Below are 22,806 nucleotides of genomic sequence, written 5' to 3'. Positions count from 1 at the left end.
CGTGGCTCGTCCATGATCGAAGTGCTGGTGGCCATCTTCATCGCTTCACTGGGCATTCTTGCGCTGGCCGGCCTGCTGGGGACTTCGTCACGCTTTGGCAAGACCTCCGAATTTCGCTCGGTTGCAACGCTGTTGGCGGCTGACATGGCCGACCGCATGCGTGCCAATCCCGCCGCAGCGAGCAGCTATGCGCTGAGCAGTGCTGTGTTGGCAACCGCGGCGCCAGATAGCCTTGGCGATTGCGTCATCCCGGACAGTTGCACCAAGGAGGAGATTGCGGCACGCGACATTGCAGCATGGAGCCGGGTCCTTTATCAGAGCCTGCCCAACGGCACCGGCTATGTGACCCAGACCGATGCCGTGAACCATGTGTTCGACATGTGGGTGATTTGGCGAGATCCTGATGCCCTGAGTCGAGGTGACCTGAACGCCAAGACGGACGGCGACGATAAATCGAGTGCATGTCCGCCTGAGTTTTCGGAAGAAAACAATCCTCGATGCATGTTCTTCAGGGTGGGGCTATGAGCAGGCAAGTTCTTAGCGTGAGGCTGGGTCAGCGTGGTTTCACGCTGGTTGAGCTGATGATTTCAATGGTCATCGGCCTCGTGGTGATGGGGGCAGTGTATGCGGCCTATTTGGCTTCCGCCAGCAGCACGCGCAGCAGCCGCGCAGTGGCGCAGATGACCGAAGACGCCACGGTGGCGATCAACATCCTGCGCGGTTATCTGGCCGAGGGTGGCTACAGCCGGCCGGTCGCACCTGCGTCATCTGGCACAGGTTTGGCCAGGGCGGCGGGCACGGCGCCCGACAAATGGTTGTTCGGGTGCCAGCACGGATTCTCGGATCTGACGGCTGCGATGGCCGACCTTGCTTGTGACACCAGCGCGGCGGATGCGCCTCCTGCCGTGGCCGTGGCGTTCGAGGCGAACAAGGAGAACAGCGTCACCACTGTTTCCGGGGGCACGACTTATCCCACCGACTGCCTGGGGGCGGCGCTCAAGACACCCGTGACCGGTGCCTATCCGTATACGCTGTCGTACAGCCGTTTCTACGTCAAAGACAACGAACTGTATTGCCTGGGCTCGGGCAGCACCGCTGGGCAGCCCTTGGTTGAAAACATCTACGACATGCAGATCACCTACGGTGTCGGGGGTGCTGCGGCGCCGGACACGACGCGTGTGGTGACTTACAAGGACGCTGACGGTGTGACGGCCTTGGGGCCTTGGTCGCGTGTGCTGTCCGTCAGGATCTGCCTTGTCGTGCGCAGCGAGGACGTCGTGGCGGAGGCGCCGGACACGTACCAAGGATGCGACGCATTTGCTGCTCCCGTTGCTGCCCCGGACAAGCACCTGTACCGGGCCTTCGTTTCCACAATTGTTTTGCATAACCGCATGGGAGTGCCCCCATGAATCTGGTCGATCGGAAATTTGGAAATCGACGGGCGCAAGGCGGCGTCGTGCTGATCGTGGCGATGGTGATGCTGGTCATCATTGGCCTGATGTCCGTGTCTGTCATGCGTGGTGCGTTGAACGCGGACTTGGTGGCCAACAACGCCAGATCTCAGACTTCGGCGATGCAGGCTGCCCAGATCGCCTTGCGCTATTGCGAGCGCAATAGCGACCCTTCCAAAGTTGGTCCTGTGACGATTTTGGATGCGCCTGCGGACGACGATGGGAATCTTCACACCCCGGGTCCGACGAATTGGAACAATTTCGCCAACTGGTTCGGCAGCAGCCCGAAACGGTTTCAGTTGACCGGTGACATCATGAAGTCAGACGGCAGTTCCTTTGTGCCCGATCACATGCCCGAATGCATGGTGGAAAAGACAACGCTGGAGGATGGCGTTACACCCGCCTTCATCATCACAGCCCGCGGCTTCAGCCCTGACTATCAGCAGGACGACGCGGGCAAGGCCACCGCAGGTTCGGTTGTTTGGGTCCAATCCACCATCGGGCGGTCCTGACCCTCGCTTATTTGCTGACCTCATTTCACGCGGAACTGTGCCTCAGGCACGGTTCAGGAGTGCCCAAATGAATACTCATGTTTCCAGGCCGCGCATGCGGCTGTCGCCCTGGGCCATCGTCCCTGCTGCGTTGTTGTGCATTGGCTCAATTTGCTTGGACGCTGGCGCGGCCGAGCCTTCCCAAACACCCTTGACCAGTCGAGTGGGCGACAGTCCGCCGCCCAACGTGATGATCACGTTGGACGATTCCGGTTCCATGGTGTCGGACTTCATGCCAGTCGGTCCCGTGAATGTTCAAGGCACGACCGTTCAGTTGGACAGCACCAAAGTTGGTGACCATCTGGGTGCTTTCATCGGGGACCCGCGCAAGAGCGGGCTCGGTCAGTTGGACGGATACATTCCTGCGCTCTATCAAAGGGCCGGATTTGCCGTAGATCTGTACCAGATGCAGTTCCGCTCGCCGGATGTGAATACCATCTGGTACAACCCGGAAGTGCGGTATCGCCCATGGCTCAAGCCGCAGGCATTGTCTGACGGTACTGGCGTCTACATGGACAACGCAACGCCTAGTGCTGCCTTGTGGGATCCAACCGGCACAGGGACGTTTGACCTCACGACCACTCAAAGTCAAGCGAATGTCACTTGGTGCACCGCATACAACACGACCTGCACCAAGTCAAAAAAGGATTTCTATCCAGGCCTGTTTTATCGATTGAAGAGTGGTAAGTCGCCCTCTTCAACCGCTAATTTCGAGGAGTACAACGTCAATGACGCGGCTCATTACAGTCCCTCGAAAACCGCAAAGGCGGCAGCCAGAACCGATTGCGCTGCTGCAACGACTTGTACGCAGACTGAGGAGCGAATTAACTTCGCCAATTGGTTTACTTATGCCCGCATGCGAGAGACCCTTGCAAAGGGCGCTTTGACCGAGGCATTGTTTGGATTCCAAAACAAGTTGCGTGTAGGCTTCGGGCGGATCAATAAAGGGTCGTCTCAGGTCGATGGGATCAACTACAACGTTGTGCAGCTGGCAGTTCGAAATCTTGATTCCACGCAGCTCAATACCGTGCTGACGGCTGTCCAAGCCTTCAAGTCGGGCAATAGTACGCCGCTGCGGCTTGCGGTGGACCATGTTGGTAAGTATTTCAAGGGCAGGACGGATGCAAATAGTCCCTGGTTGAATACAATTGGTGATACGGCGTCAGGGAAACTGAGCTGCCGTCGATCCATTAATTTGTTGACCACTGATGGCTACTACAACGACACCTACAAAGCGGCTGGCGACCTGACCAATGTGGACGGCAACGTAGGAAACATGGCTGATGGGACGTCGAAAGGTACGTTCGATTACCCTTACGACGGCGCCACAGGTACCGTGAATCCAGGCAATTTTAGTCCGACTCATTACGTCGCGCAGCGGCCCTATGTTGACGGGAAAAGTGCGACTGATACCGCCAACATCGCTTCGGATACGCTGACCGATGCAGCCATGAAGTGGTACATCCAGGACTTGGATGGCACTGTGGTCAACAAGGTGACACCTACCGACACCGACATTGCGTTCTGGCAGCATTTGACCCAGTTCATGATCGGCATTGGCGTGAAGGGCACGCTCGATTCATCCACGCCTACTGCCAAGGCTGCGACGCTCGCCGCTTTGTCAGATCCCAATGGCACGACGGTCTGGCCGAAGAACGACAGTGACATTCGCAAGATTGACGACATGTGGCATGCCGCGGTGAATACCGGCGGTGACTTCTATTCGGTCAAGAACGGCGCAGAGCTGTCTTCAGCCATTACCAATGTGTTCAGCAAGGCGACAGGCGTCGACTCTCGCGAGGCCGGTGTCGCAACGGTGGCTTCGACGCTCACCACGACGAACCTGAAGTTCGTACCGCAGTACAAGTCTGGCGCCTGGTACGGCGACGTCTACGCCTATCAGCTTGATACCAGCGGCAATGTGGTCGGCACCAAGGCCAAGTGGCAGGCGTCGACGAAGCTGCCGGCCGCCGCGTCGCGCAAGCTTTACAGCTGGAGTGGGACGGCAGGTGTGGAGTTCAAGAGCACCACAATTCCGGCGGCGGACCTGACCACCATCGGGTCGGCGACCCTGGTGGACTACATTCGTGGCGACACCACCAACGAAGGCAATTCGCTCACCTATCGCCCGCGTGGCGGGCAGTTCCTTGGTGACTTCATCAACTCGCCGCCGGTGTATGTGCGTGACTTGCTGGACTCCAGCTACGGCAGCCTCACCGATACGACCGAAGCCGGCAGCTATGCCAGCTTCCTGGCTGCCAAGAAAGCGCGGACCGAGGGTGCTCTCGCGGTGGGCGGCAATGCCGGCGTGTTCCACATTTTCCGTGGCTCGGACGGCGTGGAAACCTTCGGCTACCTCCCCCGAGCAGGCTTCCCCAGCCTCAACCTGATTGCGTCCAAGACCTACGGCACCACCAACAACTTCCATCGCTTTTTTGTCGACGGCCCCACGGCCGAGGCGGATGCTTACATCACCACCAAAGGTTCCTCGGGGGCCGCGTGGGCCAACATGCTCGTCGGCAGCATGGGCGCGGGAGGCAAGAGCGTCTTTGCACTGCATGTCCCGACCTCAGACCCCACGACCCTCACGGCCAATTCTGTTCAATGGGAATTGAACAATGACGCCGACCTGGGCTTCGTGATGAATGACATGCGCACCGGCAAGATCCATGGTGCGGGATGGTATGCGTTCATTGGCAACGGTCCCTACAGCACCAATGGCAACGCTGCCTTGTTGATCGTGGATCTGCAAACCGGCTCGGTGGTGAAGAAGATTGTCGTGCCGACCAGCGGCGCCAACGGGCTTGGCGGCATCCGGCTGCTGCGCAACAGCAGCACCATGGAGGTCTACGCTGCCTACGCGGGTGACCTGCAGGGCAATCTTTGGCGGTTTGACTTTGGCAACAGTGACCCCAGCAGCTGGGTGGTTTCGTTCATTGGCACGCCGCTGTTCAAGGCCACCGATGCGGCCGGCAAGGCTCAACCCATCGTGGCGGCTCCCGCAGTGGTGCCGCACGTTTCCAAGGGTTACATAGTGACCTTTGGTACTGGTCGCCTGATTGACGCGAGCGATTCTGCGGTCACGGATGTCCAGACTTATTACGGCGTGTGGGATGACACCGCGATCAACGGGTCGGCTGCCGCCGTGGCATCCCCGTTTTATGCGGCTTCGACCAGCGGGGGGACAGCCCCTTATCGCAGTGTGCTGATCGAGCAGACGGTTAACAGCACGCCAGTGGCCGGGACGGATGCCAATGCGGGTACTTCTTATTACACCATTTCCAGTAACCCGGTGGACTGGACCACGAAGAAGGGCTGGTTCATCGACCTTCACCTTCAGGCGGGACAGCGCACGGTCTACCCGGCTCAAACCATCCTGAACTACGTCTATTTCAGCACCATTGTTCCGGCAGTGCAGGCGGCAGCCTGTGAAGCCACGGTGGGTTCAGGTTACAACTTCGTGGTGGATGGGGTGACCGGGGCTGCCATCACGACGCAGGCTTTCGATACTAATGGTGATGGGAAGGTTGACAGCTCCGACGAGGTCGTTGGGGGCTACCAGACGTTAGCGGACGGCGTGGACAAATTGCTCACGAACCAGACCGGTCTGGTGAACGAGTATTCGACCAGTCGTTGCCTGCCCGACCTCAATTCGCAGTGTCCCCCTGACAGCTGCTTGGTGGTCATCGTCAACACCACCAACCAAGCACAGCAACTCTGCGTACCGGGTCCGCACTGTACCTGGGATGATCCTCAAGGCGATGCACGTTGCTTGTGCCCGGACGGCGTGACTCATAAGAAGTCTGAGACCGACACCTGCACATCGGTGATCACCGACCGTGTGTGGCGTCAGATCATGAACCCGCCTCAGCCTGCGGCACCCAGCCCGTGAGTTCGAGCAACGTTTGCAAATGAGCAGCCGCACCATGACGCATTTCTCTCGCCCCGAGCCTGCGGCTCGGTCGGCTGGCTTTACCCTGATCGAATTGATGATCGTATTGGCCATCATCGGCATCCTGGCTGCCATCGCCTACCCAAGCTATACCAGCCAGATGAGGAAGGGGCGGCGGGCCGATGCAGAAACTGTGATGAACGAGGCTGTGCAATACCTGCAACGCTACTACGCGGCTCACAACAATTACACCAGCGCCAATTTAGAGGACGCGGGAGTCAACAAGTCCCCAAAATCTGGCACTGCGACCTATTACGAGATCACGCTCGACCCAGACATTGCCTCGCCCCAAGACTTCAGACTGCTGGCAGAGCCGAAAGGGGCGCAGGCAGATGACGCGTGCGGCACGCTCTCTTTAACCGCAGCGGGCCAGAAAGGGCAATCAGGCGGCGACGGCATGACGGCCCAGTGTTGGCAGTGAGGCGCTTGCTGCGTTCCGATGAACACAGCGGGAGCTTCAAATCTCCTTGATCAACCTGCTGAACTCATCCACATCCTCAAAGCTTCGGTAAACCGAAGCGAAGCGCACGTAGGCCACCTTGTCTAGGCGCTTCAATTCCCGCATCACCAGTTCGCCCAAGCGGGTTGAGGGAACTTCGCGCAGCCCGCTGGCGAGCAGCTTTTCCTGGATGCGCTCCATGGCCGCATCCACTTGCTCGATGCTCACCTGGCGCTTGCGCAGCGCCAGTTGCATGGAGCCGCGCAGCTTCTCCGGCATGAACTCCACGCGGGCGCCGCTGCGCTTGACGATCGCCGGGAGGGCGATTTCGGCGCGTTCGTAGGTGGTGAAGCGCTTGTCGCAGCTGGTGCATTTGCGTCGGCGGCGCACCACGTCCCCTTCGTCGGATTCGCGGGTTTCGGCGACCTGGGTTTCGGTGTGACTGCAGTAGGGGCAGCGCATGCGGGCTCTTTCTTGGGGGTGCTCTGGCTGGAAGCAAAACGAGCCCGGCTGTTGGGCGCGGGCTCGTGGGGCGTCAACTCGTCAACAGGTCCTGGTGGCTGACCTGCGTGGGGTGGCCATCTGCTTCAACGGTAGACCGGGAAGTCACGCGTCAGTGCAGCAACCTTGTCGCGCACGTGGGCCAGGTTGGCTTGGTCATGTGGATTGTCCAGCACGTCGGCGATCAGGTGCGCGGTCTGGCGGGCCTGGTCTTCCTTGAAGCCGCGGGTGGTCATGGCCGGCGTGCCCAAGCGGATGCCGCTGGTGACCATCGGCTTTTGCGGGTCGTTCGGGATGCCGTTCTTGTTGCAGGTCATGTGCGCCGCGCCGAGGATGGCTTCGGCTTCCTTGCCGGTCAGGCCCTTGGGGCGCAGATCCACGAGCATGACATGGCTTTCGGTGCGGCCGGAGACGATGCGCAAGCCGCGCTCGATCAGCGTGTCGGCCAGCACCTTGGCGTTCTTGGCGACCTGTTCCTGGTAGGCCTTGAAATCGGGCGCCAGCGCCTCCTTGAAGGCCACAGCCTTGCCGGCGATCACGTGCATCAGCGGCCCGCCCTGAATGCCGGGGAAGATGGCCGAGTTGATCTTCTTGGCGACCTCTTCGCTGTTCATCAGGATGATGCCGCCACGCGGGCCGCGCAGGCTTTTGTGGGTGGTGGAGGTCACCACGTCGGCATGCGGCACCGGGTTCGGGTAGACGCCTGCGGCGATCAGGCCGGCGTAGTGCGCCATGTCGACCATGAAATATGCGCCGATTTCCTTGGCGATCCTGGCGAAACGCTCGAAGTCGATGCGCAGCGCGAAGGCCGACGCGCCGGCGATGATCAGCTTGGGCTTGTGTTCGCGGGCCTGGCGTTCCATCGCTTCATAGTCGATGTCTTCCTGCGCATCCAGGCCATAGCTGACGACCTTGAACCACTTGCCGCTCATGTTCAACGGCATGCCGTGCGTCAGGTGACCGCCTTCGGCCAGGCTCATGCCCATGATGGTGTCGCCGGGCTGCAGCAGTCCGAAGAACACGGCCTGGTTGGCCTGCGAGCCGGAGTTGGGCTGCACGTTGGCGAAGTTGGCGCCAAACAGCTGCTTGACGCGGTCGATGGCGAGTTGCTCGACCACGTCCACGTTTTCGCAGCCACCGTAATAGCGCTTGCCGGGGTAGCCCTCGGCGTACTTGTTGGTCAGCTGCGAGCCTTGCGCGGCCATCACGGCCGGCGAGGTGTAGTTTTCCGAGGCGATCAGCTCGATGTGTTCTTCCTGGCGCAGGTTTTCAGCCTGGATGGCGGCCCACAGGTCAGGATCGACCTTGGCAATCGTCGATTCGGAGCGGTCGAACATGGGAGGCATTCCTTCAATCGGGGGCGGATGAGCCCTGCCGTCCCGCTGCAGGCCGACTTCGGCTTGCGCTGCAGGAGGAGGGTTGCCCAGGCGAACGGCTGATGCAAGCGGCCTGGGGCCGCTCCGCGCTTCCCGGTGGTGATCCACCTCGGGATGCCCTGTGAGGGCACCTTATCGCCAGTCGCGCGTGAAGAAGAGAAAGAGAGAAAACAGGTCCAGCCAAACGCGCAATGAACGCTGGGCAGCACGGCCGCTAGTGTAGCGGCTCGCCTCGTTTTGGTGGCAAGCCCGGGCGGCTCAGTGACGCGCCCCGGCCTTGGCCAATTTGACTCAACTTGCCAGCGCGACTTGCGCGCGGCCAACTGCTGGCTCGGCCGCAGCAGACGGCCCGGGGGCATCCGGATGAACCGGCAGCGACGCGGCGGGCATGGAAGCGGGCAGCGCAGGTGCCAGCGGCGTGACCGCGCCTGGGGCGACCGACAGGGCCTGCGCATTGTTGGCCGCGGTCATCACGGCATTCGGCACCGTCACCGGCACGCTCTGGCCAGCCGCCACGCGCAGCAGGTGACGCTGTTCAGCCAGCACCTTGCCGGCATAACCGCCGTCTTCTTCCTGGTTGCCCGCGCCCACGTAGAAACGCAGGCCGGCTTCCAGCCCACCGGCGCGGGAGATGCATTCCTTGAGCACCTGCACGCCCACCCGCAGGTTGGTCACCGGATCAAAAGCCGTCAGCTTGCCGCCGAAGGCTTCGTATTTCTGGTTGTGCACGCCAGTCATGACCTGCATCAGCCCTTGCGCGCCCACGGGGCTTTGCGCGAAGGGGTTGAAGCTGGATTCGATCGCGACGATCGCCAGGATCAGCGTCGGGTCCAGCTGCGCGCGCTGGCCGACGTGCCACGCTTCCTGCACCAGGCGGGCGACAGGCTCCGGCGCCACGCGGTAGCGGCGCGACAGCCAGGTCGTCACCACGGCCTGCTGGCGGTTCAGCGCCGCCGGGTCCATCGCAAGCGCGCGGGCCAGGTTCCCGGCGTCCGGGTCGTCCGGCATGGCCACGAAATCCGTTTCGGCCGGTGCATTGCGCGCGGTGTTGCGCGCCTGCAGCCAGTCGTACATGCGTTGCTCGGTCGCGCTGCGCAGGTCAGCGCGGCTGAACGTGAAGACAATGGCGGCAAGCACCAGCAGTCCCACCAGGGCCAAAACGTTGTGGCTGACCTCCAGCAGGCCATGCCCCACATCGCGCAGGAACACGCCAGCACTGCGGCGTCCTGCGTCGGCCATGCGCTGCCACCATGAAGGTTCAGACATGTCCATCCTTTCCTCGGGCGCCACGCGTCGCAGCGTCTGCGGCAGGAAGCCGATCAGGGATGCTGGGGGTGGCGATAATCGATTGCCAAGTCGGGCCGGTGCATATGTGCACGCCAGCATCGCAAACTTGACCGAACGGCTGCCTTGTCGCGGCGCCTCTTGGCGAGGGCGCGGGCTAACCTGGATTGGTTGATGGAGCAGATTGTAGGCAGGCGAAATAACCAGTCAACCATAAGGACTTAAGTCCTTATAACGAAACAATATGAAATACCGGGATCTTCGCGGCTTCATTGGCGCTTTGGAATCGCGCGGTGCGCTCAAGCGGGTGCAGGCGCCTGTGTCGCCGCACCTCGAAATGACGGCCTTGGCCGACCAGGTCCTGCGCGCTGGCGGCCCCGCATTGCTGTTCGAGCAGCCTGCTTTTGCCTCGATAACGCCGCATTCAGCACCGAACGTGCCGGTGCTCGCCAATCTGTTCGGTACACCGCAGCGCGTGGCCTGGGGCATGGGCGCTGAAGCGGTGGACGAGTTGCGCGACGTGGGCCGGCTGCTGGCCGCGCTGAAGGAGCCGGACCCCCCTAAAAGCCTCAGGGAAGCCGGCAAGCTGTGGGACATGGCCAAGGCCGTCTGGGACATGAAGCCGGCCAAGGTCGGCTCGCCGCCGTGCCAGGAAGTGGTGCTGCAAGGCGCCGAGGTGGACCTGGGCCGCTGGCCGATCCAGTTCTGCTGGCCTGGTGACGCCGCGCCCTTGATCACCTGGGGCTTGGTGATCACCCGCGGGCCGCGCAACGTGCCGCAACCTCGCTTGCGCCAGAACCTGGGCATCTACCGCCAGCAGGTGATAGCCCGCAACGAGGTCATCATGCGCTGGCTGGCGCACCGGGGCGGCGCGCTGGATTTCCGCGACTTTGCGCGCGTCAACCCAGGCCAGCCGTTCCCCATCGCCGTCGCGCTCGGTGCGGATCCGGCGACCACGCTGGGCGCCGTGACACCCGTGCCGGACAGCCTGTCCGAATACCAGTTCGCCGGCCTGCTGCGTGGTGGCCGCACCGAGCTGGCCGACAGCAGCGTCGGCGAGGGCGACCTGAAGCTGCAGGTGCCGGCGCGGGCCGAGATGGTGCTGGAAGGGCACATTCCCACCGCGCCCGCCGGCTTCACCGGCCACAGCGAGCACGGTGTGCCCGTCAAGGAAGTCGGCGGCTACCTGCATGCGCTCGAAGGCCCGTATGGCGACCACACCGGCTACTACAACGAGCAGGACTGGTTTCCGGTGTTCCGCATTGATAGGCTCACCCACAGGCGCGACCCGATCTATCACTCGACCTACACCGGCAAACCGCCGGACGAGCCGGCCGTGCTGGGCGTGGCGCTGAACGAGGTGTTCGTGCCGCTGCTGCAAAAGCAGTTTCCAGAGATCGTCGACTTCTACCTGCCGCCCGAGGGTTGCAGCTACCGCATGGCGCTGATCTCCATCCGCAAGGCCTACCCCGGTCACGCCAAGCGGCTGATGTTCGGCCTGTGGAGCTTCCTGCGGCAGTTCATGTACACCAAGTTCATCGTGGTGACCGACGATGACGTGGACATCCGCAACTGGCAGGACGTGATGTGGGCCATCACCACCCGCATGGATCCGGTGCGCGACACCACGCTGGTCGAGCAGACGCCGATCGACTACCTGGACTTCGCCTCGCCCGTCAGCGGCCTGGGCGGCAAGATGGGGCTGGACGCGACCAACAAGTGGCCTGGCGAAACCAGCCGCGAATGGGGCCGCGTGATTGCGATGGACGATGCGGTTCAGACCCGCATGAAGGCCTTGTTCGACCAGCTCAACCTCTGAGCATCGGCCAGCCGCGGGTGCTGTGCAAGAAATAACGAATGGGTGGCACCGGTGCAGGGATACGCGCTTGCGCTTACGCCCCCTTGGCGCTAATCTGAACCCGCCTCTTCACTGAGGTACTTCATGAAGACGCCATCGCGGCGTCTTTGAGGCCCGGGCCCATTTCTCGCCCGATCCTCGCTGGATGGCGAATGCCGTCCACAAGACCTCCGGGCCGGCAACGGGCCGGAGGTCTTCGTACTTGTGGGCCGCACTTTCTTGCCGCACTCATGGGGTCGCACTCATGGTGCCGCACTGGCGGCCTGCACCGGGGCTTGCACCGGCCGCCAGCGGCTTCAGATAAGGGGGAGCCGGCACGGCGGGCCCTCAGCCCGTCAAAATGCAACTTGCGCCGGTTTTGCCGCACCGCTTCGGATGCGCGCGTTGCGCCACCACAGGACCCGCCATGACCGCTGCCTTTGCCTCTTCCCCCCTGTCTACCATGCCTGCAAACGCCGATGCGAGCGCGCCCCAGCTGATCACGCTAGCGGGGGGATGCTTCTGGTGCCTGGAAGGCGTTTACGAACAGGTTCAGGGCGTGCTGTCCGTGCAGTCCGGTTATGCCAACGGGCAGGTGGACAATCCCAGCTACGAGCAGGTCTGCGCCGGCACGACCGGCCATGCCGAGGTGGTGCAGCTGCGCTTCGACCCGGCCCAGGTCAGCCTGCGCGAGCTGCTGGAAATCTTCTTCGTGATCCACGACCCAACCACGCTGAACCGCCAGGGCAATGACGTTGGCACCCAGTACCGCTCCGGCATCTATGTGAACGACGAAGCCCAGTTGCCGGTCTGCCGCGAGGTGCTGGCAGAAGTGCGGCAGGCGACCGACAAGCCGGTGGTCACCGAGCTGCAGCCCTTGAAGCGCTACTGGCCGGCCGAGGACTATCACCAGCACTACTTTGCCAACCACCCGGAGCAGGGCTATTGCGCCTACGTGGTGGCACCGAAGGTCGAGAAGTTCCGACGCAGCTTCACGCGCCTGGTGCGTGGCTGATTGCAGATGACCCGCAGGCGCTTCTGGCCAAGGTCGGTCCGGCTGAGCTGGCCGGCGGCGCTGGCACTGGCGTTTGCGCTGCTGTGCGCCCAGACCCTGGGCACGCTGCACAGCCTGCAGCACGGCAACGGCTTGCCGCGAGGTGCCGCACGGCAAGCCCTTGTCGCCAAGGCGATTGCCGCGCCACAAGCCAAATCGCTTGGCGCAACGCTCTGGTCTCACGCAGCCGGCCATGCCGACTGCCAGCTGCTCGATCAACTGCTGCACGCCGACCTGCTGCCCCAGGTCACGCTGGCGCTGCCAGCCGAAAGCCCGCGGCCGCCCCGGCTTGCGGTGGTGGTCCCGGTCGCCCTCCACGGGCAGCTTGAGCGGCCCTACCAGGCCCGCGCGCCCCCTTCGCTGGCCTGACGCCAGCCCCTTCGCTCCGTTCCCCGCCCACGCATCGCCGATGCGCATGCCGACCTGCGCCTTGCCGCAGGCCCTGGCCTGTGCGTCGCTGCTCGGTGGCGAGTCGTTGAGCCGACGCCTGCACGCGCCCCGCGTGCACCCGATTTGACTTGCCCGTCACCATCGCCTCGCGCGGGTCTGGTGGGGCGGGCCCTGGATTTCCAATGTTGCTGCCCACTTCCCTTGTTGCTTCCTCTTCCTCCCATCTCGCGCGACAGCAGTCGCCACACGCCTGGCCGCTGGCCCGGCTGCACCATGCCGCGCTGCTGGCCTTGGCGGCACTCTCCGCCGCGGCCCAGGCCCAAACCGTGACGGCAGCTGCGCCAAACCAGGCTGGCACCGCCGCTGCCGGCGCCCCCACCCAGGTCGTGATCACCGGCAACCCGCTGGGTGGCGACCCGGCCCAGGCCGCCAGCGTCTTGACAGGCGACAAACTCACGCTGCGACTGGCGCCGACGCTGGGCGAAACGCTGGACGGCCTGCCCGGTGTGTCTTCCAGCTGGTACGGCCCGAACAGCAACCGGCCCACCATCCGCGGGCTGGACGGGGACCGCGTTCGCCTGCTGGACAACGCCGGTGCCTCGGTCGACGCATCCAACCTGAGCTTCGACCATGCGGTGGCGCTGGACCCACTGGTGGTTGAACGTGTCGAAGTCCTGCGTGGCCCGGCCTCGCTGCTGTACGGTGGCAATGCCACCGGCGGCGTGGTCAACACCATCGACAACCGCATTCCCGCCACCGCGCTGGACGGGCTGGGCGGCAGGGTCGAACTGCGCGCTGGTGGCGCCGCGAGCGAGAAGTCCGCTTCCGGCCTGCTGGAAGGCGGGCAGGGCGGCTTCAACTGGCACCTGGATGGCTTCAAGCGCAAGACCGACGACTTGCGCGTGCCGCGTTTCACGCCGGTGGAAGACGGCGAGGCAGGCGAGCCGAGCACCAGGGTGCGCAATTCCGCTGCCGAGACAGAAGGCGGGGCCATCGGCGCGTCTTACGCCGACGCTGCTGGCTACCTGGGCGCCTCGCTGGACACCTACCGCAATGTCTATGGCGTGACCGTCGAGCCAGACGTGACCATTCACATGAAACGTGACCGCTTCAGCCTGGCCGGCGCACATGAGCTTGACGCGCTGGGTTTCGAGCAGCTCAGCTTCCGCTACGGCCACACCGACTACCGCCACCAGGAAGTCGAAGGCACAGGCGAAGTGGGCACCACGTTCGACAGCAGTGGCAACGACCTGCGGCTGGAGGCGCGCCACCGCGGCCTGTTTGGCAACGGGGCGCAGGGCGTGATCGGCCTGCAGGCCGAAACGCTGGACTTCTCGGCGCTGGGCGAGGAGGCTTTTGTGCCCAACACCCGCAGCCGCAATGCCGCGCTGTTCGCGCTGGAGGAACTGAATGCCTTGGGCGGCAAGCTCAGCCTGGGCCTGCGCGCCGAGCGCGCCACCGTGCATTCCGAGGGCGATCAACCGGATGCCGAGGGTCAGTTGGGCAAGCGCTTCGGTGCGGCCACCAACCGCGACTTCACGCCGCTGAGTGCCTCGGTGTCCGGCACATGGCCGCTCGCTTCGCAATGGTCTGTCAGCGCGTCGTTTGGCAACACCCAGCGCGCACCGGCTTATTACGAGCTGTTCGCCAACGGCCTGCACGTGGCCACCGCTTCCTATGAGCGTGGCAATGCCGACCTGGGCCTGGAGCGCAGCACGCATGCCGACCTGGGCCTGAACTGGGCCCAGGGGGCAGACAGCGCGAGCCTGCAACTGTTCGGCATGCGCTTTGCCAACTTCATCTCGCTGGAAGCCTCGGGCCGACAGGTGGACGAGGCTGGCGAACCCGGTGGCGATTCGCCTGAGTACGTGTTTCGCGGCGTGCGGGCGCAGCTCTGGGGTGTGGAGCTCGAAGGCCACACGCGTTTTGCCCGGCTGGGTGGCTGGCAGCTGGACCTGAGCAGCGGCCTGGACATGACGCGCGGCGAAAACCGCGACACCGGCGAGGCGCTGCCGCGCATCGCACCGCTGCGCGTGACGCTGGGCCTGGACGCCAACCAGGGCAACTGGCAGCTTGGCGCCCAGGTTCGCCATGCGGTCGAGCAGAACCGGGTGCCGGCGAGCGATGTGCGCACGCCCGGCTACACGCTGCTCAGCCTGTCGGCCAGCTACAAGCAGGCATGGGGTGCCAACACCGACGCGTTGTGGTTCCTGAAGCTGGACAACCTGGGCAACACCCTGGCCTACAGCGCCAGCTCGATCCAGACCATGCGCGAGTTGGCGCCGCTGCCGGGCCGTTCAGCCTCGGCGGGGGTGCGCGTCAGGTTCTGATCGTGGGGCGGCGCAGGCCAGCGCCGGGCCGCCCCAAGCGGCCTGCGCACCCGCCCGGCGGGTGGTCTCGCGTATCCCGCGAGACCGGGTGCCCCATTCCTAGGGTGCGAGGCGTTCGCGCAGCCACTGGCCGTCGACCATCCTGTATCGCAGGCGGTCATGCAGGCGCGACTTGCGGCCCTGCCAGAACTCCCAGCAGTCCGGCACCAGGCGGTAGCCGCCCCAGTGGGGTGGCCGCGCGGGCTGCAGGCCGTGGCTCAGCGCAGCCTTGGCGGCGTTGGCCACCAGCACCGCGCGTGAGCTGATCACCTGACTTTGTGGCGAAGCCCAGGCACCCAGGCGCGAGTCCAGCGGCCGGGACTGGAAATAGGCGTCCGACTCTTCGGCGCTGACCTTCTCGACCCGGCCTTCAACGCGCACCACGCGCTCTTGCGCCACCCAGTGGAACTGCAGCGCGGCAAACGGGTGCAGTGCCAGTTCCTGGCCCTTGCGGCTGTCGTAGTTGGTGAACCAGACCAGCCCGCGCGGGTCGGCGCCCTTGATCAGCACGATGCGGGTCGACGGCCTGCCATCAGCGCCCACCGTTGCCAGCGTCATCGCGTTCGGCTCGGGCACGCCCCCGTCCAGCGCGGCTTGCAGCCATTGCTGGAACTGCGGCAGCGGCGCGTCGGCGGCCTGGTCTTCATCGAATTCGGCAAGCTCGTAACTCTTGCGCAATTTGGCGAGATCACTCATCGGCAAAGTGTATGCGTGGCCATGTTTCCAATGGCCGATTCCGCAAATCGCCTGTCTGCGCTAGGGTGAGGCCTTAAGTGAAGCTCCCACTGGCCTGGGGGCTGCAAGGCTTTCATCCTTGGGCTCGTTCTTGTTGGGCAAAGTCGCCCCTCTTTCCGTCATGAAATCCCTTCCTGCCGTGGTGGTGCTGGGCGCCGGCCGCGGTTCCCGTTACCTGGGGCCGCGCCACAAGTTGGCCGAGCCGCTGGGCAGCCACTCCATCCTCAGCCACACGGTGCGCAACGCGATTGCCACCGGGCTGCCGGTGGTCGTGGTGACCACGCCTGCCTTTGCTGACGAGGCCGCCGGCCTGGTGGCGAAACGCGACGTGGTGGTGCTGGGCCACGGCACCGGCCCGGCGCCTGGCGGGATGGGCGACTCGATTGCCGCCGGTGTGGCCGCACGCTCAGGCGCGGCCGGCTGGCTGATGCTGCCGGCCGACATGCCCTTGGTGCAGCCGCTCACCCTGCTCGCCGTGGCCAACGCGCTGTCTCACCATGCCGTGGCCTATGCTCAGTTGCGCGGGCAGCGCGGCCATCCGGTCGGCTTTGGCGCGGAGCTGTTTTCCGAGCTGATGCGCCTCAGTGGCGAAGAGGGCGCCCGCCGGCTGGTGGCGCGTTATCCGGCCCATCCGGTCGATGTCGATGACCCAGGCGTGTTGCAGGACATGGACACCGAGGCTGACTTGGCCAGCCTGCGGGCCCGCTGGCGCTCCAACCTCGCAGCAGGCTGAGAGGCTGAGGCCAGCCCGCATTGCCCGCGTCGCGGGCATGGAAACCGCATCCTCACGCGCTCGCGATGCATGCTGCTGGTGACCTGCATGTGCGGGCCTTGGTTTGACCATGTAATCAAGTTACTTGATAATCAAAACCAAGGTTACATCGGTGCCGCCACTCGGCCTGCACGCCAGGCACGGCCCGCAGCCAATCCTTCTTCTGTCCTGGATCAGCCAATAGCCCATGACTTCTGAAACTTCACTGCACCCTGTCATCGCGGCCGTCACCGACCGCATCCGCAACCGCAGTGCCGCGCTGCGTGGCGCCTACCTGGCCCGCATTGACGCCTTGCGCAAGCGCCCACGTGGCGTGGACCGCCTTGGCTGTGCCAACGTGGCGCATGCAGTGGCCGGCGCCTCGGCCAACGAGAAGCTGCGCATCGTTGCCGAGAAGGCGCCCAACATCGGCATCGTCACCTCGTACAACGACATGCTGTCGGCGCACCAGCCGTACGAAGGCTACCCGGCGCTGATCCGCGAAACCGCGATGAAACTCGGTGCCAGTGCGCAGGTCGCCGGTGGCGTGCCGGCGATGTGCGACGGCGTGACCCAAGGTTATGCCGGCATGGAGCTGTCGCTGTTCTCGCGCGACACCATTGCGATGGGCACCGCGATTGCGTTGACGCACGACACCTTCGACGCTGCACTGCTGCTCGGCATCTGCGACAAGATCGTGCCGGGGCTGCTGATCGGCGCGCTGCACTTCGGCCACCTGCCTTGCGTCTTCGTGCCCGCCGGGCCAATGGGCTCGGGCTTGTCCAACAGCGACAAGGCCAAGGTGCGCGAGCAGGCGGCGCAAGGCCTGGTGGGCCGCGCGGAGTTGTTGAAAGCCGAGCAGGCTGCTTACCACAGCCCCGGCACCTGCACTTTCTACGGCACCGCCAACTCCAACCAGATGCTGCTGGAAGCCATGGGCCTGCACGTGCCCGGCGCGGCCTTCGTGCCGCCTAACACGCCCTTGCGCAAGGCCTTGACCGAAGACGCGGTGAGCCGCGTGCTGGCACTGCGGCAGCGCGAACTGCCGATCGGCCACCAGGTCGACGAGCGCTGCATCGTCAACGCGATGATCGCGCTGCTGGCCACTGGCGGCTCGACCAACCACCTGATCCACTGGGTTGCCGTAGCGCGCGCCGCCGGCATCCTGATCGACTGGACCGACTTCTCCGAACTCTCCGGCGTGATCCCGCTGCTGGCGCGGGTCTATCCGAACGGCGCGGCCGACGTGAACCAGTTCCAGGCCGCCGGTGGTCCGGCGTTCGTGATCCGCGAGCTGGTGCGGGCCGGTTTGATGCACGGCAACGTGCCGACAGTCGACGCCGATGGCATGGCCGCCTCCGGTCGCTTGCCCTTGCTGGATGAAGCCGGAGCCCTGCATTGGCAGGAACTGCCGGCCACCAGCGGAGACGAGACCGTGCTGCGCGGTGTCGCATCCCCGTTCTCCGCGACCGGGGGCCTGAAGCTGCTCTCAGGCAACCTGGGCCGCTCGGTGATCAAGGTCTCGGCCGTGCCGGAAGACAGGCACATCATCGAGGCGCCCGCGGTCGTGTTCGACAGCCAGGAAGCGCTGCTGGAAGCCTTCAAGAATGGCGTGCTGGAACGCGACCTGATCGCCGTCGTGCGCTTCCAGGGCCCGCACGCCAACGGCATGCCGGAACTGCACAAACTCACGCCGCCGCTGGCCGTTTTGCAAGGCAAGGGCTTCCAGGTTGCGCTGGTGACCGATGGCCGCATGAGCGGCGCGTCCGGCAAGGTACCGGCCGCCATCCACGTCAGCCCCGAAGCGCTGGCCGGTGGCCCGCTGGGCAAGGTGCGTGACGGCGACCTGTTGCGCCTGGACGCGGTGACCGGCACGCTGGAGGCCCTGGTGCCGGCCGAAGAGTGGGCCGCGCGCGTGCCCGCAAAGCGCAGCGACGCTCTGGCCGAGCTGCACGCCCATGACCTCGGCCGCGAGCTGTTCGCCGGCATGCGGCGCAATGTGCGCACGGCCGAAGAGGGCGCCTGCACCTGGCTGTGAAGCCACCGTCCTCATTGCATTCCAGAACCTGTCCCCCAGAGGAGATTTCCCCATGATGAACACGCTGGACCTCGCCGCCCAAGGCCCCGTGATCCCGGTGATCGTGATCGACAACCTCGCCGATGCGGTGCCGCTGGCGCAGGCCCTGGTCGCCGGTGGCGTGCGGGTGCTGGAGGTGACCTTGCGCACCCCCGTGGCGCTGCAGGCCATCGAGGCGATGGTCAAGGCCGTGCCGGGCGCGATCGTCGGCGCTGGCACCATCCGCAGTGCGGACGATGCGCGTGCCGCCAAGGCGGCTGGCGCGGTGTTTGGGGTCAGCCCGGGCTACACGCCGGAAGTTGGCGCGGCCTGCCGTGAACTTTCGCTGCCCTTGCTGCCAGGCGTGGCGACGGCCAGCGAAGTGATGATGGCCCAGGCCGATGGCCTGCGTTTCCTGAAGTTCTTCCCTGCCACCGCTGCCGGCGGCATTCCGATGCTGAAGGCCCTGGCCGGCCCGTTTCCGGATGTCGTGTTCTGCCCCACCGGCGGCATCAGCCTGCAGACCGCGCCCGATTTCCTGGCGCTGCCCAACGTCAAGGTCTGCGGTGGCTCCTGGCTGACGCCGGCTGATGCGGTGAAGGCCGGCGACTGGGCGCGCATCACGCGCCTGGCGCAAGAAGCTTCGGCGCTGGCGCGCTGATTCAGGGCGCGTTGCCTGCCACCAGCCTGGCCATGGCCGCGGCCTGTGCAGGTGTTTCAGGCAGCGCAGCCAGGCCTTGCGCCACGCCGGCCCGGTCGGCCTCCGGCCGGTTCTGGCTGACTTTCCATTTGCCCTGCAATTGGGTCACCTCGATGCGAAAGCCGACGATGGCTTTAAGCATGCTGTCGACGTAGTCCGCCGGCGCGTCGTCGACTGACCAGGGGTGTGGCTGGCTTGCTTCATGGGTGTCGGTCAAGGCATGCAGCAGCGCAAGCAGGGGCTCGCGCTCGGTGAAGGTCTGCAGCCGCCCGCGGGCCTGAACCACCGCGTAGTTCCAGGTTGGCACCACCTTGCCGCCGGCCGTCTGCTTGCTGGCGTACCAGTTCGGTGAGACATAGGCTTGCGGGCCCTGGAACACCGCCAGCACGGATTGGCCTTCGGCTGCCTGCCACAGCGGGTTGGCGCGCGCCACATGGCCGGTCAGCCAACCGGTGCCGGGTGTTTGGCTTGGTTGCCACAGCAGCGGCACCGGGTCGGCCTGTAGCTCTCCATTGGCATCGGTGTGCATCAGCATCGCCAGCGGGTGGGCCTGCATCAGCGCAGCGAGTTGTTCGGGCGCGTTCTGTTCGAAGTGGCGAGGCTGGTACATGGCGATGGCAGGCTGGCGTTGTGGGGCGCGGGCCTGACGATAGCGCAGGCCAGAAGGCCTGCAAGCCTGCCTCAGGCGGGTAGCCGGTCCAGCCAGCAGGCCATGCCTTGCGCATTCAGCTCCACGTCCAGCGCCAGCAAATCGGCCACGCGTTCGGCCGGCAGCGTGCTGCCAGCGGCGCGCAGGTCGCGCTGGTAGAGCGCGAGCAGGGCGTTGCTCAGCGCGGCATGTCTTTCAGGATGCTGGCGCAGCGCCAGGCCCAGCGCTTCGACCTCGTCCAGCAGGCGCAGCAGCGCTTCGGCCAGCGGTGCCACCGGGCTCAGCGCGCCATAGTGGGTCAGGTAGACGCGCTCGGGTTGCGCGGCCATCAGCCTGTGGATCGTCGCGCGAGCAGGGTCGGGCTCGAACTGCACCGGCGTGGTGGTCGGCAGGATCCACGGTTTGCCGTTCACATCCAGCTCCCGGTAGGACAGGCCGAAGCTGTCGCCGGTGAACCAGCCGCGCGAGACCGGGTCCCAGATGCAATGGTGGTGGCGGGCGTGGCCGGGTGTGTCGATCAGCGTCAGCGCGCGGCGGCCCAGCGTGATGGTCTGGCCGTCCGAGCTGGGCCGGGCGCGTTCGGCCGGCACCGGCACCAGCTGGCCGTAGGAACGGTCCATCTCGGCCTGGCCGTAGACGGCGAGTGCGCCCTGGTACAGCGCGCTGGGGTCGAGCATGTGGCGCAGCCCGCGTGGGTGCACCAGCAGGGTCGCGTTGGGCAGGTGCTGCATCAGGCTGCCAGCGCCACCGGCATGGTCCAGGTGCACATGGGTGGGAATGACCCAGTCGACCCGTGCGGGTGACAGGCCCAATGCCTGCAGCGAGGCCAGCAAGCGCGGCACGGCGTAGCCGGTGCCGGTGTCGATGAAGGCGGCGCGGCCATCGTCGACCATCAGGTAGGCAGCGTCGAAATTCGGCCGTTGGAAGCCGGTGTCCACGGCGTAGATGCCATGGCCGAGGTCTTGCAGGAAATCAGGCAGCGGAGCGGGGGTGTTCATGGGCAAGAAGCTTGCCGGTTCACCACCCGCCCGGCCCAATGATTTACGCGCGTCGGTTGTCAGGCGCCGGTGCCGAGCAAGGCCCACAGGCGGGCAATGTCGGCTGCGCCGTCGTTGCCCTGCACGCTGCGCAGCGTCTGCGTGGCCTTGGCCTTGTTCTTGCCACTGTGCAGCAGTGCCAGGCCCAGGCGAAGCTTGGCGTCGTCGGGCCGCTTCAGCTGGTCCTTGGCAATGCCTTGTTCGATCAGCGCAATGCCTTTGTCGGTCTGGCCGAAAGACACCAGTTGGGTGCCGACCAGCACCATCGCGTTGCCATCCTTGGCTTCGGCGACGTCCTTGTCCAGCCCGGCCTTGGCTTCGGCTTCCGACTTGATGGCCAGGTCTTCCAGGCGCTTGTGACGCGCGGCTTCCGGGCCGGTGCCCAGCACACCAGCGGCAATGCCCTTCTCGACCACCATCTTGCCTTCGCTGGGGAAGCCGGCCTGCAGCGCGAGCTGGGCCATTTCCATGTAGTCGTCGGCCTTGGTCAGGTTGCCGGTGGCCAGGCGAAGGCGCAGCAGGTCCAGCGAGTAGCGGTCATTCGAGAAGCCCGGCTTGCGCGGCAGGCGGCCCAGCGCGGCGGCCCAGTATTCCTTCTTCGGGTAGTAGGCCAGCAGCTTCTCAAGCACGGCGCTCTGGCCGGCGGCGTTGTTGGTGTGCTGGTAGGCGTCGGCCAGGCGCAGCAGGTCACCTTCGTCGGGCTTGCGACCGCCCTGCTCGGCGGCGGACACTGCAGCAGCGGCATCCTTGGCAATTGCGCCGTAGTCGCCGCTCTGGCCTTGCAGGTAGGCCTGGAGTTGCTTCAGCTGCGGGCTGTTTCCGCCCAGCGAAACAGCCTTCTGGGCCCATTGGCCAGCCTTGGCGTTGTCCTTCAGCTGCGAGTAGGCAAAGGCGATCGACTCGGCCATCTGCGCCTGCTCGGCCTGCGAGAGCTTGCCGGAGGCGATGGCGGCTTCAAACGAGCGGGCGGCGGTGGCGTTGTCGCCCGCGCGCTGGGCTGCGGCGCCGCGCATGCGGTCCACCATCAGTTGCTCGTTCGGGTTCTTGTTGGCGACGTTGTCGGCGTCACGCACCTTGGCCAGGGCTTCCTTGGCCTTGCCTGCCTTCAACATGTCGCCGGCCTGTTGCAGCGGCTTGGCAACTTCGGGGCGCAGCGCCTGGGCGTAGGCGGTGGAGAGGCAGCCTGCCATCAGCAGGGAGGCGGCAAGAACGCGCAGCTTGGTCATGGTGTACAGGGGATCCTGGGGGATCTCGAAAAAAACTCGATGAAGGGTGTGAGCCAGAAACGCCATCGGGGTTCGATCCGCTGACGGATGAGCCCCGATGGTCTGACTTGCCGGCTGACCTTGGTGAAGGTCATGGGGCAGTGTTGTGAGAGTTCTGATTGCAGACCGGCCGGCAAGCCGCTCAGTCCATGAACTGCTCGTTGCCGATGATGCCGATCTTGGTGACACCCAGGCGCTGGGCCTCGGCCATCACCATCGCGACGTGCTTGTAAGTCACCAGCTTGTTGGGCCGCAGGTGCACCTCGGGCTGGTCTGGCAGCTGCGCCAGCCGGTACAGCCGCGCCTGCAGGTCCGCCCTGGTGGGCACCAGCTCGCCGTTCCAGCCTATCGTGCCGTCGAAGTCGACGTCGATGCGCACGATCTCCGGCGGCTTGGGCGGCGGCTGGCT

At 64.9% G+C, this 22,806-nt stretch carries 21 protein-coding genes and 1 riboswitch; of the genes, 12 read left to right on the top strand and 9 right to left on the bottom strand.

What is annotated here, in order from left to right:
• The first annotated feature begins 12 nt into the window (after positions 1 to 12).
• The 3 genes from pilV to AC3WR5_RS28850 are packed head-to-tail and all read left to right on the top strand — an operon-like array spanning position 13 to position 1,963.
• Positions 13 to 525, top strand: coding sequence for a type IV pilus modification protein PilV (pilV, locus tag AC3WR5_RS28860; protein ID WP_492488978.1), 513 nt, complete (start codon positions 13 to 15; stop codon positions 523 to 525).
• A complete protein-coding gene (locus AC3WR5_RS28855) occupies positions 522 to 1,409 on the top strand; it encodes a PilW family protein (RefSeq protein WP_492488976.1) in 888 nt (295 codons plus the stop codon). Before pilV ends, AC3WR5_RS28855 begins: the two co-directional genes overlap by 4 nt.
• Positions 1,406 to 1,963, top strand: coding sequence for a pilus assembly PilX family protein (locus tag AC3WR5_RS28850; RefSeq protein ID WP_492488974.1), 558 nt, complete (start codon positions 1,406 to 1,408; stop codon positions 1,961 to 1,963). Before AC3WR5_RS28855 ends, AC3WR5_RS28850 begins: the two co-directional genes overlap by 4 nt.
• Positions 1,964 to 2,038: 75 nt before the next feature.
• On the opposite strand, the gene AC3WR5_RS28845 is transcribed toward AC3WR5_RS28850, so the two are convergent.
• Complete coding sequence (locus AC3WR5_RS28845; RefSeq protein WP_492488972.1) at positions 2,039 to 2,236, bottom strand: hypothetical protein; 198 nt, start codon at positions 2,234 to 2,236, stop codon at positions 2,039 to 2,041.
• 40 nt (positions 2,237 to 2,276) lie between these two features.
• Here AC3WR5_RS28845 and AC3WR5_RS28840 point away from each other — a divergent pair, with 40 nt between their 5' ends.
• Complete coding sequence (locus AC3WR5_RS28840) at positions 2,277 to 5,894, top strand: pilus assembly protein (protein WP_492488971.1); 3,618 nt, start codon at positions 2,277 to 2,279, stop codon at positions 5,892 to 5,894.
• Positions 5,895 to 5,928: 34 nt separating this feature from the next.
• Positions 5,929 to 6,375 (top strand): type IV pilin protein, encoded by a 447-nt coding sequence (locus AC3WR5_RS28835; RefSeq protein ID WP_492489114.1) that lies wholly within the window; start codon positions 5,929 to 5,931, stop codon positions 6,373 to 6,375.
• A gap of 36 nt (positions 6,376 to 6,411) precedes the next feature.
• On the opposite strand, the gene nrdR is transcribed toward AC3WR5_RS28835, so the two are convergent.
• From nrdR to AC3WR5_RS28820, 3 genes are all read right to left on the bottom strand, one after another.
• The gene (gene nrdR / locus AC3WR5_RS28830; RefSeq protein WP_141287540.1) at positions 6,412 to 6,855 is read right to left on the bottom strand and encodes a transcriptional regulator NrdR; all 444 of its coding nucleotides are present in this window, start codon (positions 6,853 to 6,855) and stop codon (positions 6,412 to 6,414) included.
• 125 nt (positions 6,856 to 6,980) lie between these two features.
• Entirely contained in the window at positions 6,981 to 8,231 is a 1,251-nt protein-coding gene (gene glyA / locus AC3WR5_RS28825; protein WP_492488968.1) for a serine hydroxymethyltransferase, read from the bottom strand.
• A gap of 77 nt (positions 8,232 to 8,308) precedes the next feature.
• Positions 8,309 to 8,426: riboswitch (ZMP/ZTP riboswitch) on the bottom strand.
• A 135-nt stretch (positions 8,427 to 8,561) separates the two neighbouring features.
• On the bottom strand, positions 8,562 to 9,536 hold the full coding sequence (locus AC3WR5_RS28820; RefSeq protein ID WP_231011798.1) for a lytic transglycosylase domain-containing protein: 975 nt from the start codon (positions 9,534 to 9,536) through the stop codon (positions 8,562 to 8,564).
• A 262-nt stretch (positions 9,537 to 9,798) separates the two neighbouring features.
• On the opposite strand from AC3WR5_RS28820, the gene AC3WR5_RS28815 reads away from it, so the two are divergent.
• The 4 genes from AC3WR5_RS28815 to AC3WR5_RS28800 all read left to right on the top strand — a co-directional run bounded on the left by AC3WR5_RS28815 (position 9,799) and on the right by AC3WR5_RS28800 (position 15,165).
• Positions 9,799 to 11,373 (top strand): UbiD family decarboxylase domain-containing protein, encoded by a 1,575-nt coding sequence (locus AC3WR5_RS28815; protein WP_492488965.1) that lies wholly within the window; start codon positions 9,799 to 9,801, stop codon positions 11,371 to 11,373.
• Positions 11,374 to 11,854: 481 nt separating this feature from the next.
• A complete protein-coding gene (msrA, locus tag AC3WR5_RS28810) occupies positions 11,855 to 12,406 on the top strand; it encodes a peptide-methionine (S)-S-oxide reductase MsrA (protein WP_492489113.1) in 552 nt (183 codons plus the stop codon).
• 6 nt (positions 12,407 to 12,412) lie between these two features.
• Positions 12,413 to 12,814 carry a hypothetical protein gene (locus tag AC3WR5_RS28805; RefSeq protein ID WP_492488964.1) on the top strand — a complete coding sequence of 134 codons (402 nt, stop codon included), beginning with the start codon at positions 12,413 to 12,415 and terminating at the stop codon, positions 12,812 to 12,814.
• 203 nt (positions 12,815 to 13,017) lie between these two features.
• Positions 13,018 to 15,165, top strand: coding sequence for a TonB-dependent receptor (locus AC3WR5_RS28800; protein ID WP_492488963.1), 2,148 nt, complete (start codon positions 13,018 to 13,020; stop codon positions 15,163 to 15,165).
• 99 nt (positions 15,166 to 15,264) lie between these two features.
• On the opposite strand, the gene pdxH is transcribed toward AC3WR5_RS28800, so the two are convergent.
• Entirely contained in the window at positions 15,265 to 15,900 is a 636-nt protein-coding gene (gene pdxH / locus AC3WR5_RS28795; RefSeq protein ID WP_492488961.1) for a pyridoxamine 5'-phosphate oxidase, read from the bottom strand.
• A gap of 160 nt (positions 15,901 to 16,060) precedes the next feature.
• Here pdxH and AC3WR5_RS28790 point away from each other — a divergent pair, with 160 nt between their 5' ends.
• The 3 genes from AC3WR5_RS28790 (at position 16,061) to eda (ending at position 19,407) form a co-directional block, all read left to right on the top strand.
• Positions 16,061 to 16,672, top strand: coding sequence for a nucleotidyltransferase family protein (locus tag AC3WR5_RS28790; RefSeq protein ID WP_492488959.1), 612 nt, complete (start codon positions 16,061 to 16,063; stop codon positions 16,670 to 16,672).
• Between the two features lie 226 nt (positions 16,673 to 16,898).
• The gene (edd, locus tag AC3WR5_RS28785; protein ID WP_492488957.1) at positions 16,899 to 18,728 is read left to right on the top strand and encodes a phosphogluconate dehydratase; all 1,830 of its coding nucleotides are present in this window, start codon (positions 16,899 to 16,901) and stop codon (positions 18,726 to 18,728) included.
• Between the two features lie 55 nt (positions 18,729 to 18,783).
• A complete protein-coding gene (eda, locus tag AC3WR5_RS28780) occupies positions 18,784 to 19,407 on the top strand; it encodes a bifunctional 4-hydroxy-2-oxoglutarate aldolase/2-dehydro-3-deoxy-phosphogluconate aldolase (RefSeq protein WP_492489111.1) in 624 nt (207 codons plus the stop codon).
• A gap of 1 nt (position 19,408) precedes the next feature.
• Here eda and AC3WR5_RS28775 read toward each other — a convergent pair whose 3' ends face one another.
• From AC3WR5_RS28775 to AC3WR5_RS28760, 4 genes are all read right to left on the bottom strand, one after another.
• Entirely contained in the window at positions 19,409 to 20,056 is a 648-nt protein-coding gene (locus tag AC3WR5_RS28775) for an FMN-binding negative transcriptional regulator (protein WP_492488956.1), read from the bottom strand.
• A gap of 71 nt (positions 20,057 to 20,127) precedes the next feature.
• The gene (locus AC3WR5_RS28770; protein WP_492488954.1) at positions 20,128 to 21,093 is read right to left on the bottom strand and encodes an MBL fold metallo-hydrolase; all 966 of its coding nucleotides are present in this window, start codon (positions 21,091 to 21,093) and stop codon (positions 20,128 to 20,130) included.
• 59 nt (positions 21,094 to 21,152) lie between these two features.
• On the bottom strand, positions 21,153 to 22,358 hold the full coding sequence (locus AC3WR5_RS28765) for a hypothetical protein (RefSeq protein ID WP_492488953.1): 1,206 nt from the start codon (positions 22,356 to 22,358) through the stop codon (positions 21,153 to 21,155).
• Between the two features lie 181 nt (positions 22,359 to 22,539).
• Positions 22,540 to 22,806: ExbD/TolR family protein (locus tag AC3WR5_RS28760; protein WP_492488951.1), on the bottom strand; the 267-nt coding region annotated here is incomplete at its 5' end.

The organism is Ideonella sp. FW305-24 (genome assembly GCF_058788035.1).
Note: the sequence above shows the minus strand (reverse complement) of the source record. Positions and strands in the feature narration are given on the sequence as shown.

Bases quoted from the DNA above. Each gene is read 5' to 3' on its own strand.
- AC3WR5_RS28835 (WP_492489114.1), top strand. From the start codon at position 5,929: ATGACGCATTTCTCTCGCCCCGAGCCTGCGGCTCGGTCGGCTGGCTTT.
- AC3WR5_RS28815 (WP_492488965.1), top strand. From the start codon at position 9,799: ATGAAATACCGGGATCTTCGCGGCTTCATTGGCGCTTTGGAATCGCGC.
- msrA (WP_492489113.1), top strand. From the start codon at position 11,855: ATGCCTGCAAACGCCGATGCGAGCGCGCCCCAGCTGATCACGCTAGCG.
- AC3WR5_RS28790 (WP_492488959.1), top strand. From the start codon at position 16,061: ATGAAATCCCTTCCTGCCGTGGTGGTGCTGGGCGCCGGCCGCGGTTCC.
- AC3WR5_RS28855 (WP_492488976.1), top strand. From the start codon at position 522: ATGAGCAGGCAAGTTCTTAGCGTGAGGCTGGGTCAGCGTGGTTTCACG.
- glyA (WP_492488968.1), bottom strand. From the start codon at position 8,231: ATGTTCGACCGCTCCGAATCGACGATTGCCAAGGTCGATCCTGACCTG.
- AC3WR5_RS28805 (WP_492488964.1), top strand. From the start codon at position 12,413: ATGACCCGCAGGCGCTTCTGGCCAAGGTCGGTCCGGCTGAGCTGGCCG.
- AC3WR5_RS28820 (WP_231011798.1), bottom strand. From the start codon at position 9,536: ATGTCTGAACCTTCATGGTGGCAGCGCATGGCCGACGCAGGACGCCGC.
- AC3WR5_RS28850 (WP_492488974.1), top strand. From the start codon at position 1,406: ATGAATCTGGTCGATCGGAAATTTGGAAATCGACGGGCGCAAGGCGGC.
- AC3WR5_RS28770 (WP_492488954.1), bottom strand. From the start codon at position 21,093: ATGAACACCCCCGCTCCGCTGCCTGATTTCCTGCAAGACCTCGGCCAT.
- AC3WR5_RS28845 (WP_492488972.1), bottom strand. From the start codon at position 2,236: ATGAAGTCCGACACCATGGAACCGGAATCGTCCAACGTGATCATCACG.
- eda (WP_492489111.1), top strand. From the start codon at position 18,784: ATGAACACGCTGGACCTCGCCGCCCAAGGCCCCGTGATCCCGGTGATC.
- AC3WR5_RS28800 (WP_492488963.1), top strand. From the start codon at position 13,018: ATGTTGCTGCCCACTTCCCTTGTTGCTTCCTCTTCCTCCCATCTCGCG.
- edd (WP_492488957.1), top strand. From the start codon at position 16,899: ATGACTTCTGAAACTTCACTGCACCCTGTCATCGCGGCCGTCACCGAC.
- pilV (WP_492488978.1), top strand. From the start codon at position 13: ATGATCGAAGTGCTGGTGGCCATCTTCATCGCTTCACTGGGCATTCTT.
- AC3WR5_RS28775 (WP_492488956.1), bottom strand. From the start codon at position 20,056: ATGTACCAGCCTCGCCACTTCGAACAGAACGCGCCCGAACAACTCGCT.
- pdxH (WP_492488961.1), bottom strand. From the start codon at position 15,900: ATGAGTGATCTCGCCAAATTGCGCAAGAGTTACGAGCTTGCCGAATTC.
- AC3WR5_RS28765 (WP_492488953.1), bottom strand. From the start codon at position 22,358: ATGACCAAGCTGCGCGTTCTTGCCGCCTCCCTGCTGATGGCAGGCTGC.
- nrdR (WP_141287540.1), bottom strand. From the start codon at position 6,855: ATGCGCTGCCCCTACTGCAGTCACACCGAAACCCAGGTCGCCGAAACC.